This window comes from Streptomyces sp. NBC_00459, from assembly GCF_036013955.1.
Classification (GTDB): domain Bacteria; phylum Actinomycetota; class Actinomycetes; order Streptomycetales; family Streptomycetaceae; genus Streptomyces.
In genome coordinates this window covers 6,778,791-6,795,118 of sequence record NZ_CP107903.1, presented here as the reverse complement: position 1 = coordinate 6,795,118, position 16,328 = coordinate 6,778,791, and the positions used below count along the sequence as shown (strand labels likewise).

Below are 16,328 nucleotides of genomic sequence, written 5' to 3'. Positions count from 1 at the left end.
CGAGGGACGCATAGGGATAGGGACTTCCGGGTATCGACGATGGTTGCACGTGCGCCTGTGCACGAGTTGACGACTACCCCTCATCGCCCGGGATACGGCGGAAATCTACCGGCCAGCTCCCGCACTTCTTCACGCACCCCACCGCTCTCGGCAGCCCCACGCAGCAGGCCCGCCAGCAGCACGGCGATCCGCGCCATCTCGGCCTCTCCCATCCCCTGGGTGGTCAGCGCGGCCGTTCCGAGCCGCAGCCCGCGCGCCTCTCCGTGGGGCAGCGGACAGCAGTCCAGAACCACTCCTGCGGCTGAAAGCAGGCCTCGCGCGGTACGTCCGTCCACTCCCAGGGGCGCCGGGTCGACCGTGATCAGGTGCGTGTCCGTCCCTCCTGTCGTCACCACGAACCCCTCGGCGGCCAGCCCCGCCGCGAGCACCCGGGCGTTGGCGACCACCCGATGGGCGTACGCCGTGAAGGCCGGGGTCGCCGCCTCGCCGAAGGCGACGGCCTTGGCGGCGATCGTGTGCATCTGCGCGCCCCCCTGGGTGAACGGGAAAACCGCCCGGTCGACCCGTTCTGCGAGCTCGGCACCGCACAGCAGCATCCCGCCGCGCGGTCCGCGCAGCACCTTGTGGGTGGTCGCGCAGACGATGTCGGCGTACGGCACGGGACTGGGCGCCGCTCCCCCGGCGACGAGCCCGATGGGGTGGGCGGCGTCGGCGATGAGGTAGGCGCCCGTCTCGTCGGCGATCTCGCGGAAGGCGGCGTAGTCGATGTGCCGGGGGTAGGCGATGGACCCGCAGACGATGGCTTTGGGCCGATGCGCACGGGCGAGGGTGCGCACCTGCTCGTGGTCGATGAGCCCGCTCTCCGCGTCCACCCCGTAGGGGACGAAGTCGAACCAGCGCCCGGAGAAGTTGGCCGGCGACCCGTGCGTGAGATGGCCGCCGTAGGGCAGCCCGAGGGCCAGGACGGTGTCACCGGGGCGCAGGAGGGCGGCGTAGGCGGCCAGAACGGCCGAAGACCCGGAGTGGGACTGGACGTTGGCGTGTTCGGCGCCGAAGAGCGCCCTGGCGCGTTCCACGGCGAGGCGCTCGGCGACGTCGACGATCTCGCAGCCGCCGTGGTGCCGGGCGCCGGGATAGCCCTCGGCGTACTTGTTGGCCAGCGGCGAGCCGAGCGCGGCCAGCACGGCGGGCGAGGTGAAGTTCTCGGCGGCGATCAGCTGGAGCGTCGTCGACTGCCGTTCGGCCTCCCCGAGCAGCACCTCGGCCAGCTCGGGGTCCTGCCGGCGCAGCACATCCACAGCGAGATCGCCCTCAAGGGCACGCGTGACCGACATGGTGGACTCCGGGCGTCGACGGTGACGTACGTCCAATGTAGGCCTGGGAGAGCGGGTGCGCCCGGTACACCCGCGAACCGCCTACGTACGCGCGGCGACTCCTGTCAAAGCCGTCACCACCGGGTCCAGCGCCTGCTGTATCTCGTCCCCGATCGACCGGAAGAACGTCAGGGGCGCCCCGTACGGGTCGTACACCTCGTCCGCCTCCGCGGTGGGCGCCAGGAGCCACCCGCGTAGAGCTGCCGCGGCGCGGACCAGGGCGCGCGCCCGTTCGATCATGCCGTCGTCCAGCGGGGGCAGGGTCGCCGGGTCTATCGCCTTCACCAGGCGGGTGAACTCCTTCAGCGTGAAGGTGCGCAGGCCCGCCGAGTGGCCCATGGAGATGACCTGCGCGCGGTGGTCCCGCGTGGCCGTCAGTACCAGGTCGGCCCGGATCACGTGCTCGTCGAGCAGCTCGCGCCCCGTGAAGCCGGAAGGGTCCGCGCCGAACTCCGCGAGGACCGCCTCCGCGTTGGCCTCCATGGGCGCGCCCTCGTGGCCCCACGTACCGGCGCTCTCCACGATGAGGCCGCCCCACAGCGGGTCGCCGAGCCGGGAGGCGAGGGCATGCCTGGTCAGCCGCTCGGTGATCGGTGAGCGGCAGACGTTGCCGGTGCTGACATAGAGGATGCGGAAGGCGTCCCGCGAGGCCCCGTTCCAGTGCTGAGCCCCCGTGACCCCCGTACGCGTGCCTATGCCACGCCCCGCGTCAGGGGCAGTCAATTCGCCACCTCAAGGTCGGGGACCACCTTGCGCAGCTCTTCGGCCGACAGTGCGCCCGCGCGCAGCAGGACCGGCACCTTGCCCGTGACGTCGACGATCGACGACGGGACGATTCCGGGCGTGGGGCCGCCGTCCAGGTAGACGGAGACGGAGTCGCCGAGCATCTCCTGGGCGGCGTCGCAGTCCTCGGGGGACGGGTGGCCCGTCAGGTTGGCTGAGGAGACGGCCATGGGGCCGACCTCGGTCAGCAGCTCGATGGCCACCGGGTGCAGCGGCATGCGTACGGCGACCGTGCCGCGGGTGTCCCCCAGGTCCCACTGGAGCGACGGCTGGTGCTTGGCGACGAGCGTGAGGGCGCCGGGCCAGAAGGCGTCGACGAGCTCCCAGGCCATCTCGGAGAAGTCCGTGACGAGGCCGTGCAGGGTGTTCGGGGAACCGATCAGGACGGGCGTGGGCATGCCACGGCCGCGGCCCTTGGCCTCCAGCAGGTCGTTGACAGCCTCGGAGGAGAACGCGTCGGCACCGATGCCGTACACGGTGTCGGTCGGGAGGACCACCAGCTCGCCGCGGCGGACGGCGGACGCGGCCTCGCGCAGACCGGTCGTGCGGTCGGTCGCGTCGTTGGTGTCGTATCGCCGAGCCATTTAGCGGGCCTCCTCGTACACGTACTGCTGGGGGTAGAGAGTCTGGGTGATGCTCACGGCGTGGCCCTGCGGGCGGTCGCGAAGCGCGGGCGGTTGTTGAGGTCCGGGTGGTCGGCCGCGTCGGCCCAGCCCCGTTCCTCGGTGAAGATCCACGGCACCTGGCCGCCCTGGGTGTCCGCGTGCTCGACGACGACGACGCCGCCGGGGCGCAGCAGACGGTGTGCGGTGCGTTCCAGGCCCCGGATGAGGTCGAGGCCGTCCTCGCCCGAGAACAGGGCGAGCTCGGGATCGTGGTCCCGGGCCTCCGGGGCGACGTACTCCCACTCCGTGAGCGGGATGTACGGCGGGTTGGAGATGACCAGGTCGACCTGGCCGTCGAGGTCCTGGAAGGCGTCCAGGGCGTTGCCCTGCCGCAGGTCGACCCTGGACCCCTCCATGTTCTTGCGGGTCCACGCCAGGGCGTCCTCGGACAGCTCCACGGCGTGCACCCGGGAGCGCGGGACCTCCTGGGCGAGGGCGAGCGCGATGGCGCCGGAACCGGTGCACAGGTCGACGATGAGCGGCTCGACGACGTCCATCGCGCGGACGGCGTCTATGGCCCAGCCGACGACCGACTCGGTCTCGGGGCGCGGCACGAACACGCCCGGCCCGACCTGGAGTTCCAGGTAGCGGAAGAAGGCGCGCCCGGTGATGTGCTGGAGCGGCTCACGGGCCTCGCGGCGGGCGATGACCTCCCAGTAACGGGCGTCGAAGTCGATGTCCTTGACGGTGTGCAGCGTGCCGCGCTTCACGCCGTGCACGAACGCGGCGAGCTCCTCCGCGTCGTTGCGCGGCGAGGGCACGCCCGCGTCGGCCAGCCGCTGGGTGGCCTGGGCCACCTCCGCGAGCAGCAAGCTGCGGGGGCTCGGGGGCCGTCCCCCAATGTTCTGCTGCACGCTGGTCCTCCGGTACTCGTCACTCGTACGGGGCTCGTACGGGGCTTACGCTGCCGCGAGCTTCGCTGCGGAGTCCGCGTCGACACAGGCCTGGATGACGGCGTCGAGGTCGCCGTCCAGCACCTGGTCGAGGTTGTACGCCTTGAAGCCGACGCGGTGGTCCGAGAGGCGATTCTCCGGGAAGTTGTACGTACGGATCTTCTCGGAGCGGTCGACGGTGCGGACCTGGCTGCGGCGGGCGTCGGCGGCCTCCTTCTCCGCTTCCTCCACGGCTGCCGCAAGGAGCCTGGAGCGCAGGATACGCATCGCCTGCTCCTTGTTCTGCAGCTGGCTCTTCTCGTTCTGGCAGGAGGCGACGACTCCGGTGGGAATGTGCGTGATGCGCACCGCGGAGTCGGTCGTGTTGACGGACTGGCCGCCGGGACCGGAGGAGCGGTACACGTCGATACGGAGGTCGTTGGGGTTGATCTCCACGTCGACCTCCTCCGCCTCGGGGGTGACCAGGACACCGGCCGCGGAGGTGTGGATCCGGCCCTGGGACTCGGTCGCGGGCACGCGCTGTACGCGATGCACCCCGCCCTCGTACTTCAGACGGGCCCAGACGCCCTGGCCGGGCTCGGTGGCACCCTGGCCGCCCTTGGTCTTCACGGCGACCTGGACGTCCTTGTAGCCGCCCAGCTCGGACTCGGTGGCGTCGATGATCTCGGTCTTCCAGCCGACGCGCTCGGCGTACCGGAGGTACATGCGCAGGAGGTCCCCGGCGAACAGGGCGGACTCGTCGCCGCCCGCGCCGGCCTTGACCTCCAGGATGACGTCCTTGTCGTCGTTGGGGTCACGCGGAACGAGCAGCAGGCGCAGCTTCTCGGTGAGCTCCTCGCGCTGCTTCTCCAGTTCCTTGACCTCGGCGGCGAAGTCGGGGTCGTCGACGGCGAACTCCTTCGCCGTGCCGATGTCGTCCCCGGTCTGCTTCCAGGAGCGGTACGTCGTGACGATCGGGGTCAGCTCGGCGTAGCGCTTGTTGAGCTTGCGCGCGTTGGCCTGGTCGGCGTGGACCGACGGGTCGGCGAGCTTCTTCTCCAGGTCGGCGTGCTCGGTGAGCAGATCCTCGACGGCCTCGAACATGGTGGCTCCTGAAAACGTGTGGTGCGTGGGGGAAGGCGGACGACCAAAAACGCCGGTCCAGGTACGCCCCGGGGGGCGTCCATGGACCGGCGCTGGTGCCTCGCTACTTCTTGGAGCCGGCAGCGGCCTTGCCGAAGCGGGCCTCGAAGCGGGCCACGCGGCCACCGGTGTCGAGGATCTTCTGCTTGCCCGTGTAGAACGGGTGGCACTCGGAGCAGACCTCGGCGCGGATGTTGCCGCTCGTGATCGTGCTGCGGGTGGTGAACGACGCGCCACAGGTGCAGCTGACCTGCGTCTCGACGTACTCGGGGTGGACTTCGCGCTTCAAGGGGTTCTCCTAGTTTCGGGAGGGCTCCGGGTCGCCTCCGCGGGATGCGGGTGCGTGAACCGGGGCCGACGTACCAGTCTGCCAGGACTGGGCGCATCCCCCAAAACCGGGGGCGGGGGTTGGATATTCCCTGGGGGCGCGGGAGGGGGTGATGGAGTGGCGTTCACGGGCGGGTGCGGGTGCGCTGTGGCTTGTCGCGCAGTTCCCCGCGCCCCTGAAAAACGGAGGGCTGCGCCCTCCTGTTTTTCAGCTCACCACTCCCGCCGCGTCGCCCTTTGCCGTGCCCTTTGTCGCTGCTGCCGGGATGGGCTTGTCGGCCTTCAGGGCGTTCCAGACCAGTCGGGCCTTGGTGTCGTCCACGATCACCCTGTTGGGGTTGGCCGGGTCGTACTCCACCGGCATGGTGACCATGGTCATGTGGGACGAACTGATGCTCTTGAGGCCTGTCGCGAAGGAGGTCAGCGAGCGGACCGAGCCCAGGTCGGAGTCGGTCGTGACGGCCTTGGTGGCGGTGTCCGCCAAGTCGAAGAGCTTCTTGGGGTTCGTCAGGACGCCCACGTCCTTGATCTGGTCGACGAGGGCCTTGATGAACGCCTGCTGGAGCTGGATCCGGCCCAGGTCGGAGCCGTCGCCGACGCCGTGGCGGGTGCGGACCAGGCCGAGTGCCTGCTTGCCGTTCAGCCTGTGCGTGCCGGCCTTCAGGTTCAGGTGGCTGTCGGAGTCCTTGATGTCCTTCGTCGTGGTGACCTCGACACCGCCCAGCTCGTCGACGAGCTTCTGGAAGCCGGTGAAGTCGACCTCGATGTAGTGGTCCATGCGGATCCCGGTGAGCGACTCGACGGTCTTCACCGCGCAGGCGGCGCCTCCCGTGGAGTACGCGGAGTTGAACATCACGCCGGAGGCCGCGTCGTGGGTGACACCCTTGGCGTCGGTGCACAGGGGGCGGTCGACGAGGGTGTCCCGGGGTATGGAGACCACACTGGCCTTCTTGTGGCCCTCGTACACGTGGACGATCATCGCGGTGTCCGAGCGGGCGCTGCCGTCGTCCGCGCCGCCGCCGAGCTTCTTGTTGGCGCCGGAGCGGGTGTCGGAGCCCAGGACCAGGATGTCCTCGGAGCCGTTGTCGACGTTGGTCGGGCGGTTGGTGCCCAGGACCTGGTTGATGTCGACGCTCTTGATGTTGCCGTTGAGCTTGAAGTACACGTACCCGAGTCCGGTGCCGCCGAGCACGACGATGACGGCGGCGATCCAGGCGGTGACGAGCAGCGCCCTGGAGTGCTTGCCGCGGGGCTTGCGGCGGCTGCCCCTCTTCACCGGCTGCGCTGGGTCAAGCGGATTGCTCTCGGCGGACATGCGCTTCCTTCGGTTTCGTTCCGGTCGGTTACCCCTTGCTTTCAGGGTCAGTCCTGTTTCCGTCGTAACCCGGTCGGTCTGATGGTCAGACGGTCATTACGGAAAAAGGGTTGCACAACGCACTGTGCCCTTCGCGTGATGCGAAGGGCACAGTGCGTGACCGAACGGACGGGATGTTCCTCGCGAATCGCTCAGAAGACCCCGTTCACCTGCGGGTTCAGCTGATGATGTCCCACTGCTTGTAGTCGGTGCCGACGGACTTCGGTGTGCCGAAGATCTCGCTCGTACCCTTGCCGGTGCCCGGGTAGAGGTACATCGTCCCGGCGGGCGTACGGGCCAGGAAGTCGGCCTTTCCGTCGCCGGTCACGTCACCGGGGGTGACCAGGGTGTTGAAGCCGCCCCAGGTGCGCACCTTGACCCGGGCCGCGAAGGCCTGGGAGCCGGTCTTGCCGTTGCCCTTGAGGAGGTAGCCGACCGAGCCGGTCTTGGTACGGGCCAGCAGGTCGGCCTTGCCGTCACCGTTGAAGTCGCCGTGACCGACGATGGAGTTGTACTGGTTCCAGCCGGTGGAGACCTTCGACGGCGTCCCGAAGGTGCCGTTGCCGTTGCCCGGGTAGATCCACAGGGCGCCCGCGGAGTCGACCGAGAGGACGTCGGGCTTGTAGTCGCCGGTGACGTCGCCCGGGGTGATGATCCGGGTGCGGGACTTCCAGTTGGCGAAGATCGTCTTCGTGGCCCAGCTTCCGGCACTGCCGTCGGCGTTGGGCACGTAGTGCATCCAGTAGACCGCGCCGGAGCCGCTGTCGCGGACCACGAGGTCCTGGTAATCGTCCCGGTTCAGATCGGTCTGCAGGACGACGTTGACGCCGTCCCAGTTGCCCCAGGCCTCGCTCGCACCGAAGCTGGTGCCCTTGGAGTCCTTCTCGTAGCCCACCTTGGTGGAGGCGCGCCGCAGCCACAGGTCGGCGAGCTGATCGCCGCTGAGGTTCGCGTCCTCGACCCGCGGGTACACGGCGCCGACGTACGAGGTGACCTTCGAGAAGACGCTGTAGGCGCCCTTCTCGACGCAGTCCGTCACACCCCACGACACCACGCCCACGACCTTGCCCGCGACCACGAGCGGGCCGCCGGAGTCGCCGTTGCAGGCCGTGGTGGTACCGGTGTCGCTGCCGGTGGCGGGGTTGCCCGCGCAGACCATGTGGCCCTTGACGAAGTCGCTGCCGTACTTGCCGGTGCAGGTGGCGTCGGACTGGATGGGCAGCGTGGCCGTCTTCAGGGTCGCGGAGATGTCCTTGGTGGTGGAGCTGGTGCGCCCCCAGCCGTAGACCTTGGCGTTGGTGAGCGCCTTGTAGGAGGCGGTGTCACCGGCCGTCGTCATCCGGATCGGCGGTGCCGTGACGGGGTACGCGAGCGTCAGTACGGCGACGTCGTTGTCGAACGTCACCGAGCTGTACGACGGGTTGTTCCACTGGCGCCAGACGCCCGAGACGGTCCCGTTCGTGTTGCCGTCGGCGTCGGGAAGCGTCGCGGTACCGGTGATGACGGCGCCGTTGGCGTTCCAGTTGTAGCCCTTGACGCAGTGCGCGGCGGTGAGGATCTTCGTCGGCGCGATGACCGAGCCGCCGCAGAAGAAGGTGATGTCGTCGTCCGTCGTGTCCGTGCCCCTGGTGTCGTCGTACCAGAGCTGGGCCATGTACGGGGCCGCCGCGAGGGTGGTCGTCGAACCACCGATGATCTTCGCGTCCTTGGTGCCGCCGGCGGTGCCGGAGCTGAACGCCGTCTTCTTGGAAGCCAGGGTGTCGTCACTGGTGGCCGCGTCCGCGACTCGCTGCTTGAGCTCGGCGGTGCTGGGCGCGCTGCGGCTCAGGTCGGAGGTGGGCTTCGGCAGGGCGGTGGCGGCGTTCGCCGACGACATCATCAGAGCGCCGGTGACCGCGGCGGCGAGGCCGGCGGCGATCACGGGAACGGCGATCCGCACACGGCGTCTGTGGCGGCCTTCACCGGACAGGGATATACCCACTCAAGTCCCCCCTAGGGATCGTCAGTTCGGGCACACCACGAGAATCGGCCCGAAGAGCGCGATCGTACACGTGTCCCATACAGCACAAAGGGCCACCCCCGTAACAGGGGATGGCCCTTTGTGGACTGATTGCCGACCGTTTACCGACCGTCAGTCGTTGTTGCCGCCCGGCGTCGTCTTCTGGATCTGGAGCAGGAACTCGGCGTTCGACTTCGTCTGCTTCATTTTGTCGAGAAGCAGCTCGATCGCCTGCTGCTGGTCGAGCGCGTGCAGCACTCGGCGCAGCTTCCAGGTGACGGCGAGTTCGTCGCTGCCGAGCAGGATCTCTTCCTTACGGGTACCGGACGCGTCGACGTCCACCGCCGGGAAGATGCGCTTGTCGGCGAGCTTCCGGTCGAGCTTGAGCTCGGCGTTGCCGGTGCCCTTGAACTCCTCGAAGATGACCTCGTCCATGCGGGACCCGGTGTCCACCAGCGCGGTGGCGAGGATGGTCAGCGAGCCGCCGTCCTCGATGTTGCGGGCCGCACCGAAGAAGCGCTTCGGCGGGTACAGGGCGGTCGAGTCGACACCACCGGACAGGATGCGGCCGGAGGCCGGGGCGGCGAGGTTGTAGGCACGGCCCAGACGCGTGATCGAGTCGAGCAGTACGACGACGTCGTGGCCCAGTTCCACCAGGCGCTTGGCGCGCTCGATGGCCAGCTCGGCGACCGTGGTGTGGTCCTCGGCCGGGCGGTCGAAGGTCGAGGAGATGACCTCGCCCTTCACCGACCGCTGCATGTCGGTGACCTCTTCCGGACGCTCGTCGACCAGGACGACCATCAGGTGGCACTCGGGGTTGTTGTGCGTGATCGCGTTGGCGATCGCCTGCATGATCATGGTCTTGCCGGTCTTCGGCGGGGCCACGATCAGACCGCGCTGGCCCTTACCGATCGGCGCGACGAGGTCGATGATGCGGGTGGTGAGGACGCCCGGGTCCGTCTCCAGACGGAGGCGGTCCTGCGGGTAGAGCGGCGTCAGCTTGTTGAACTCGGGGCGCCCGCGGCCGGAGTCGGGGGCCATGCCGTTGGTCGAGTCCAGGCGCACCAGCGCGTTGAACTTCTCGCGGCGCTCGCCGTCCTTCGGCTGACGGACCGCACCGGTGACGTGGTCGCCCTTGCGCAGGCCGTTCTTGCGGACCTGGGCGAGGGAGACGTACACGTCGTTGGGGCCCGGCAGGTAGCCGGACGTCCGGATGAACGCGTAGTTGTCGAGGATGTCCAGGATGCCCGCGACGGGGATCAGGACGTCGTCGTCGGCGACCTGCGGCTCGTTCGGGCCGAACTCCTCGCGCCCACGACGGCCACGGCGGTCGCGGTAACGTCCCCGACGGCCACGGCGTCCGCCGTCGAAGTCGTCGTCGTCCTGCGGCCCGTTGTCACGCGGGCCGGTGTCACGCGGCCCGGTGTCCCGCTGCTGGCGGTCCTGCCGCTCCTGGCGCTCGGGACGGTCCTGGCGCTCGGGACGGCCGCCGGCCTGCTGCTGGCCCTGCTGCGTCCCGCGCTGCTGGGTGCCGCCCTGCTGCTCGTCGCTCTTGCCGCCCCGGCGGTCGCGGTCCCGGCCGCGGTCTCCGCGATCCCGGCGGTCGCGGCGGCCCTGGCGGCCGTCACCGTCGGCGTCACCGGCCTGCGTCTCGGCCTTCGGCTCGCTCTTCGCCTCGGCGACGATCGTCTCGGGGCTGCCTGCCTCGGCGGTGGCGCGGCGCCTGCGGCGCTCGGCCGGGGCGTCCTCTCCCCCACGCTCGGCTTCGCTCGCGCGGGAGGGACCCCCAGCGGGCTGGCCGGGAATCTCGATCTGCTGCTGGGCCACGGCCTTCTCGGCGGGCGCCTCGACGACCTGCACGGCCGCCTTCTTCTCGGCGGCGGCGGGCGCGGTGTCCTCACCCGTACGGGCCTTGGAGGTGGCGCGGCGCCTCGGCTTGGTCTCGGCGGCGTCCCCGGCGGGGGCGGCTGCGGCCTTGGGGGTTCCGCCCCCGGCCTGCGCCTCCTTGATGACCTCGATCAGCTGGCTCTTGCGCATCCGCGCGGTGCCCTTGATACCGAGGCCGGATGCGACCTGCTGCAGCTCGGCCAGCACCATGCCGTCGAGGCCGGTGCCGCGGCGCCGCCGGGAGCCGGCACCCGTGGCAGGCGCGGAGGCGTCCGTGGAGGGCGCCGCAGCGGTCTCCTCGACACGTGCGCCCATCAGATCGGTGGTGTCGCTCACGAAGGGTCCTTCCCTGGAGCGGACGTCGGCCTGTCTGGCACGGCGACCGGTTTTGCTGTCCGGCTTCGGTCCTTATGAGTGGACCGTGCCGGGGCGGTGGTCCGCCGAAGCGGCGGAAGAGGTTTCTGGTGATGGCGTTTCCCAAAGCCGTGACACTGAAGTTCTGTGTCAGGTGGCTTGGTCACACCGGTTCCGGAGCGTGCCCTGAATGCCGCTCAGCGCCTGCACACGACGAAACGAACGCCGCATGAAACACAGAGTGGCTTGGGGGGCTCCCGGAAGAATGTCTGTCCCGGACGGGGACACAAAGCACCTCGCCATGGTGGGGTCGGGTGCAGACTTGAGGTTAACACTACCGGATCCAACAAACATTCCCCCTCTCCAAATCCGGCAACCGTATGTAGTTGAATGTCGCAGCGTTGAATGTCGCAGGTCCCCTGGCGCACACCCCGTTGATGTCGTCGCCTAGCTCTCTCCGGGGGCCGCGAGCGGCAGCACGCTCGCACCCCTGGCGTCGAGGCCGAGCCGGTTGGCGGCCCAGCCCTCGCCCGCCAGACGGGAGACCTTGTCGGCGGTGGCCTCGTCGGTCAGTGCCAGGACCGTGGGTCCGGCGCCGGAGATCACCGCGGGGATGCCGTCGGCCCGCAGCCGCTCCACCAGGGCCGTGCTCTCCGGCATGGCGGGGGCGCGGTAGTCCTGGTGCAGCCGGTCCTCGGTGGCCGGCAGCAGCAGCTCGGGACGCCTGGTCAGAGCCTCGACGAGCAGGGCGGCGCGCCCCGCGTTGGTCGCGGCGTCGACATGCGGGACGGTGCGGGGCAGGAGACCGCGCGCGGTCTCCGTGAGTACCGGCTTCCCGGGGACGAAAACCACCGGAACGACGGAGCGGGCGGGTTCCATCCTGATCGCCCGGGCGGCGCCCGACTCCATCCAGGAGAGCGTGAATCCGCCGAGCAGACAGGCCGCGACGTTGTCGGGGTGCCCCTCGATCTCGGTGGCGAGTTCGAGCAGCGCCTCGTCGTCGAGACGGCTGTCGCCGCCTATGGTGACGGCCCGCGCGGCGACGATGCCGGCGCAGATGGCCGCCGAGGAGGACCCGAGTCCCCGCCCGTGCGGAATGCGGTTGGCGCACACGATCTCAAGGCCGCGCGGCTGTCCGCCGAGCAGGTCGAAGGCGGTGCGCAGGGACCGTACGAGGAGGTGGTTCTCGTCGCGCGGGAGGGTCTCGCTGCCCTCACCCGCGATGTCGATGTGCAACCCGGAGTCGGCCACCCGGACGACCACGTCGTCGTACAGCCCCAGCGACAGGCCCAGGGCGTCGAAGCCCGGACCGAGATTGGCGCTGGTGGCGGGGACGCGCACCCGGACGGCGGCGGCTCGGAACGCTGGACCGGCCATCGCTCGATGACTCTCCTTGAGCTGCGATTTCGTCGAAAACATTCGACACGACACTGGAGAACGGCTACTGAAACGGCTGAGGACCTACGGGGGGACCCTCAGGCCGCTGGGACAACGCGGCGCCGCGCCATACACGGGGGCATATGCGGCGGGCGGGTTCACCCCAGCTTATCGAAGGAAGGTTCTGTGGCGACATAGGGCGCACAGGAGGCGCACGATGCGTGTCGTAAGCCCCCTGTGCACCCGCCGTAGGGACTCCGTAGGGAGTACCCCGGTTAGGCGATCAGTACCCGGTCTACGCGAGTCCGAGTCGCTCGGCGGCCGTCGCGGCGTCCACCGGGACGACGACCGGCTTCGGTGCGCCCTCGGTGGCCCAGCCCGGGTCCTTCAGGCCGTTGCCGGTGACCGTGCAGACGATGGTCTGGCCCGGGTCGACCTTGCCCTGCTCGGCCATCTTCAGCAGACCGGCTACGGACGCGGCGGACGCCGGCTCGACGAAAACGCCCTCCTGCGCGGCCAACAGCCGGTAGGCGCGCAGGATCTCACGGTCCGTCACCTCGTCGATGAGGCCGCCCGACTCGTCGCGCGCGGCCAGCGCCTGCTTCCAGGAGGCCGGGTTGCCGATGCGGATCGCGGTGGCGAGCGTCGAGGGGTCCTTGACGATCTCGCCGCGCACGATCGGGGCACTGCCGGCCGCCTGGAACCCCCACATGCGCGGGGTGCGCCGGGCGATGCCGTCGGCGGCGTACTCGGTGTAGCCCTTCCAGTACGCGGTGATGTTGCCCGCGTTGCCGACCGGCAGGACGTGGATGTCGGGGGCGTCGCCGAGCATGTCGACGATCTCGAAGGCGGCCGTCTTCTGTCCCTCGATACGCACCGGGTTGACCGAATTCACCAGCGCCACCGGGTAGTTGTCGCTCAGGGAGCGGGCGAGGGTGAGGCAGTCGTCGAAGTTGCCGTCGACCTGGAGGATCTTGGCGCCGTGGACCAGCGCCTGCCCCATCTTGCCGAGGGCGATCTTGCCCTGCGGCACGAGAACGGCCGAGACCATGCCCGCGCGCACGGCGTACGCGGCGGCGGAGGCAGACGTGTTGCCCGTGGAGGCACAGATGACCGCCTTCGCGCCCTCCTCCTTCGCCCGGGTGATGGCCATGGTCATACCGCGGTCCTTGAAGGACCCGGTCGGGTTGGCGCCCTCCACCTTGAGGTGGACCTCGCAGCCCGTGCGCTCGGAGAGCACCTGCGCGGGGACGAGGGGCGTGCCGCCCTCGCGGAGCGTCACGACCGGCGTGCTGGCGGAGACGGGCAGCCGGTCCCGGTACTCCTCGATGATTCCGCGCCACTGGTGGGTCATTGCTGGTTACTCTCCTTCAACCCGCATGATGCTTGCGACACCCCGCACGGTGTCGAGCTTGCGCAACGCCTCGACGGTTCCGCCCAGGGCGGCGTCGGACGCACGATGGGTGACGACGACGAGGGAGGCCTCGCCGTCCTTGCCCGTCTGCCGAACCGTATCGATGGATACCCCGTGCTCTGCGAACACGGTGGCCACCTGGGCGAGAACACCCGGTTTGTCGGCGACGTCAAGGCTGATGTGATAGCGAGTGACCACATCGCCCATGCCCGAAACGGGCAGCGCGGCATAGGCCGACTCGCCCGGCCCGGTCGTCCCGCTGAGCCGGTTGCGGCACACGGCGACGAGGTCACCGAGCACGGCGGAGGCCGTCGGCGCACCGCCGGCCCCGGGCCCGTAGAACATCAGCTGCCCGGAGGCGTCGGACTCGACGAACACCGCGTTGTAGGCGCCGCGCACGGAGGCGAGCGGGTGCGTCAGCGGAATCATGGCCGGATGCACACGCGCGGTGACGGACTGCCCGTCCCCGGCCCGCTCGCAGATGGCGAGCAGTTTGATGGTGCAGCCCATGTTCCTGGCGGAGGCGAAGTCGGAGGCGGTGACCTCGGTCATGCCCTCGCGGTAGACGTCGTCGAGGCGCACGCGCGTGTGGAAGGCGATTCCGGCGAGGATGGCGGCCTTGGCGGCGGCGTCGAACCCCTCGACGTCGGCGGTCGGGTCGGCCTCGGCGTACCCGAGGGCGGTGGCCTCGTCGAGGGCCTCCTGATAACCCGCCCCCGTGCTGTCCATCTTGTCGAGGATGAAGTTGGTGGTGCCGTTGACGATCCCCAGCACCCGATTGACCTTGTCACCGGCGAGGGACTCGCGCAGCGGCCGGATGAGCGGGATGGCACCGGCGACTGCGGCCTCGTAATAGAGGTCCGTGCCGTGGGCCCCGGCGGCTGCGTGGAGGGCGGCGCCGTCCTGGGCAAGGAGCGCCTTGTTGGCGGAGACCACCGACGCACCGTGCTCGAAGGCGGCGGTGATGAGGGAGCGCGCGGGCTCGATACCGCCGATGACCTCGACGACCACGTCGATGTCGCCGCGTTTGACGAGGGCGGTGGCGTCGGTGGTGACGAGGGCGGGGTCGATGCCTTCACGCACCTTGGAGGGCCGCCGCACAGCGACCCCGGCAAGCTCGACGGGAGCACCGATGCGCGCGGCGAGATCGTCGGCGTGCGTCGTCATGATGCGCGCCACCTCTGAGCCGACTACCCCACAGCCCAGCAGCGCCACCTTCAGCGGACGCGTACGCATCATCCGACCTCGTTTCCTCATACCGTCTTCGGTTGATAAGTCTCACTCACCGGACTGAAGTTTCTACCAATCGTCCGGATCGTGAGATGTCTATTTCGTTTTCCGAGCGGCGGAAGACAGGAGATCTTCCGCCGCCTCCTGTGATTCTGCCGTCACCCCACGTCGAGACGGAGCAGATCCTCCTCGGTCTCCCGTCGAACGATCACGCGGGCCTCCCCCTCGCGCACGGCGACGACGGGCGGGCGCAGGGCGTGGTTGTAGTTACTGGCCATGGACCGGCAGTACGCACCGGTCGCCGGCACCGCGATGAGGTCACCCGGCGCCAGGTCTGCGGGCAGGAAGGCGTCCTTGACGACGATGTCCCCGCTCTCGCAGTGCTTGCCGACGACCCGCACGAGCATGGGCGCGGCCTCGGAGGTCCGGGAGACGAGAGCGACGCTGTACTCGGCGTCGTACAGCGCGGTCCGGATGTTGTCGGACATCCCGCCGTCGACGGAGACATACGTACGCAGCCCTTCGAGGGGCTTGATGGTGCCGACCTCGTAGAGGGTGAAGGCGGTGGGCCCGACAATGGCACGCCCGGGCTCGACGGAGATACGAGGGGTGCGCAGCTTCGCGCCCTCGCACTCCCGGCTCACGATCTCGTTGAGCGCCTTGGCGATCTCGTGCGGCTCGCGGGGGTCGTCGTCGCTGGTGTAGGCGATACCGAGCCCACCCCCGAGGTCGATCTCGGGCAGCTCGACCCCGTGCTCGTCACGAATGTCCTTGAGCAGCCCGACAACACGGTGCGCGGCGACCTCGAACCCGGACATGTCGAAGATCTGCGACCCGATGTGCGAGTGAATACCGATGAGCTCGAGCCCATCGAGCTGCAGCGCCCGCCGCACGGCCTCGGCGGCCTGCCCACCGGCGAGCGGAATCCCGAACTTCTGGTCTTCGTGGGCGGTGGCGATGAACTCGTGCGTATGTGCTTCCACACCCACGGTGATACGGATCTGCACGCGCTGCCGCTTGCCGAGGGACTGCGCGACGTGCGCGACGCGCACGATCTCCTGGAAGGAGTCGAGTACGATCCGCCCGACCCCGGCGCGGATGGCGGTCTCGATCTCATCGACGGACTTGTTGTTGCCGTGGAAGGCGATGCGATCGGCGGGCATGCCGGCGGAGAGGGCGGTGGCCAGCTCCCCCCCGGAGCAGACATCGAGGTTGAGCCCTTCCTCGTGCAGCCACCGCACGACGGCACGCGAGAGAAACGCCTTGCCCGCGTAGAAGACGTCGGCGTCGGCCCCGAAGGCGGTACGCCACGCCCGGGCCCGCTCACGGAAGTCGACTTCGTCGATGAGATAGGCGGGGGTGCCGAACTCCTCGGCGAGCCGGGTGACCTCGATCCCTCCGACACTGACGACACCGTCGGGCGTACGGGTGACGGTCGACGCCCAGACCTTCCGGTCCAGGTGGTTGAGGTCGGCGGGCGGCGCGGAGGGGTGGCCCTCGGGCAGCACGTCGGCGTGACGGGGCCCGGCGGGGTGTGCGGAACGGCTCAT

At 69.5% G+C, this 16,328-nt stretch carries 13 protein-coding genes; all 13 read right to left on the bottom strand.

Features of this window, described 5'->3' with window-relative positions; genetic code table 11:
- Positions 1–80: 80 nt before the first annotated feature.
- The 13 genes from glyA to lysA all read right to left on the bottom strand — a co-directional run bounded on the left by glyA (position 81) and on the right by lysA (position 16,328).
- On the bottom strand, positions 81–1,334 hold the full coding sequence (gene glyA / locus OHN74_RS30175; protein WP_327697724.1) for a serine hydroxymethyltransferase: 1,254 nt from the start codon (positions 1,332–1,334) through the stop codon (positions 81–83).
- An 81-nt stretch (positions 1,335–1,415) separates the two neighbouring features.
- Positions 1,416–2,096 carry an arsenate reductase/protein-tyrosine-phosphatase family protein gene (locus OHN74_RS30170; RefSeq protein WP_327697723.1) on the bottom strand — a complete coding sequence of 227 codons (681 nt, stop codon included), beginning with the start codon at positions 2,094–2,096 and terminating at the stop codon, positions 1,416–1,418.
- Positions 2,093–2,740 (bottom strand): L-threonylcarbamoyladenylate synthase, encoded by a 648-nt coding sequence (locus OHN74_RS30165; RefSeq protein WP_006381677.1) that lies wholly within the window; start codon positions 2,738–2,740, stop codon positions 2,093–2,095. Before OHN74_RS30165 ends, OHN74_RS30170 begins: the two co-directional genes overlap by 4 nt.
- Before the next feature lie 53 nt (positions 2,741–2,793).
- The gene (gene prmC / locus OHN74_RS30160) at positions 2,794–3,633 is read right to left on the bottom strand and encodes a peptide chain release factor N(5)-glutamine methyltransferase (RefSeq protein ID WP_327700331.1); all 840 of its coding nucleotides are present in this window, start codon (positions 3,631–3,633) and stop codon (positions 2,794–2,796) included.
- Positions 3,634–3,720: 87 nt separating this feature from the next.
- Positions 3,721–4,797: a peptide chain release factor 1 gene (gene prfA, locus OHN74_RS30155; RefSeq protein ID WP_327697722.1), complete on the bottom strand. Its 1,077-nt coding sequence runs from the start codon at positions 4,795–4,797 to the stop codon at positions 3,721–3,723.
- Between the two features lie 103 nt (positions 4,798–4,900).
- Entirely contained in the window at positions 4,901–5,125 is a 225-nt protein-coding gene (gene rpmE, locus OHN74_RS30150; RefSeq protein ID WP_006381676.1) for a 50S ribosomal protein L31, read from the bottom strand.
- 246 nt (positions 5,126–5,371) lie between these two features.
- A complete protein-coding gene (locus tag OHN74_RS30145; protein ID WP_327697721.1) occupies positions 5,372–6,478 on the bottom strand; it encodes an LCP family protein in 1,107 nt (368 codons plus the stop codon).
- A 217-nt stretch (positions 6,479–6,695) separates the two neighbouring features.
- Positions 6,696–8,456, bottom strand: coding sequence for a trypsin-like serine protease (locus OHN74_RS30140; protein WP_327697720.1), 1,761 nt, complete (start codon positions 8,454–8,456; stop codon positions 6,696–6,698).
- 192 nt (positions 8,457–8,648) lie between these two features.
- Positions 8,649–10,739, bottom strand: a complete 2,091-nt coding sequence (gene rho, locus OHN74_RS30135; protein WP_327697719.1) for a transcription termination factor Rho — start codon at positions 10,737–10,739, stop codon at positions 8,649–8,651.
- A gap of 465 nt (positions 10,740–11,204) precedes the next feature.
- Positions 11,205–12,134 (bottom strand): homoserine kinase, encoded by a 930-nt coding sequence (gene thrB, locus OHN74_RS30130; protein ID WP_055525671.1) that lies wholly within the window; start codon positions 12,132–12,134, stop codon positions 11,205–11,207.
- A gap of 295 nt (positions 12,135–12,429) precedes the next feature.
- Positions 12,430–13,488 (bottom strand): threonine synthase, encoded by a 1,059-nt coding sequence (gene thrC, locus OHN74_RS30125; RefSeq protein ID WP_327697718.1) that lies wholly within the window; start codon positions 13,486–13,488, stop codon positions 12,430–12,432.
- A 6-nt stretch (positions 13,489–13,494) separates the two neighbouring features.
- The gene (locus tag OHN74_RS30120; protein ID WP_327697717.1) at positions 13,495–14,787 is read right to left on the bottom strand and encodes a homoserine dehydrogenase; all 1,293 of its coding nucleotides are present in this window, start codon (positions 14,785–14,787) and stop codon (positions 13,495–13,497) included.
- A gap of 149 nt (positions 14,788–14,936) precedes the next feature.
- Positions 14,937–16,328 (bottom strand): diaminopimelate decarboxylase, encoded by a 1,392-nt coding sequence (gene lysA / locus OHN74_RS30115; RefSeq protein ID WP_327697716.1) that lies wholly within the window; start codon positions 16,326–16,328, stop codon positions 14,937–14,939.

Bases quoted from the DNA above. Each gene is read 5' to 3' on its own strand.
- glyA (WP_327697724.1), bottom strand. From the start codon at position 1,334: ATGTCGGTCACGCGTGCCCTTGAGGGCGATCTCGCTGTGGATGTGCTG.
- OHN74_RS30165 (WP_006381677.1), bottom strand. From the start codon at position 2,740: ATGGCTCGGCGATACGACACCAACGACGCGACCGACCGCACGACCGGT.
- prfA (WP_327697722.1), bottom strand. From the start codon at position 4,797: ATGTTCGAGGCCGTCGAGGATCTGCTCACCGAGCACGCCGACCTGGAG.
- OHN74_RS30145 (WP_327697721.1), bottom strand. From the start codon at position 6,478: ATGTCCGCCGAGAGCAATCCGCTTGACCCAGCGCAGCCGGTGAAGAGG.
- thrB (WP_055525671.1), bottom strand. From the start codon at position 12,134: ATGGCCGGTCCAGCGTTCCGAGCCGCCGCCGTCCGGGTGCGCGTCCCC.
- thrC (WP_327697718.1), bottom strand. From the start codon at position 13,488: ATGACCCACCAGTGGCGCGGAATCATCGAGGAGTACCGGGACCGGCTG.
- OHN74_RS30120 (WP_327697717.1), bottom strand. From the start codon at position 14,787: ATGATGCGTACGCGTCCGCTGAAGGTGGCGCTGCTGGGCTGTGGGGTA.
- lysA (WP_327697716.1), bottom strand. From the start codon at position 16,328: ATGAGCCGTTCCGCACACCCCGCCGGGCCCCGTCACGCCGACGTGCTG.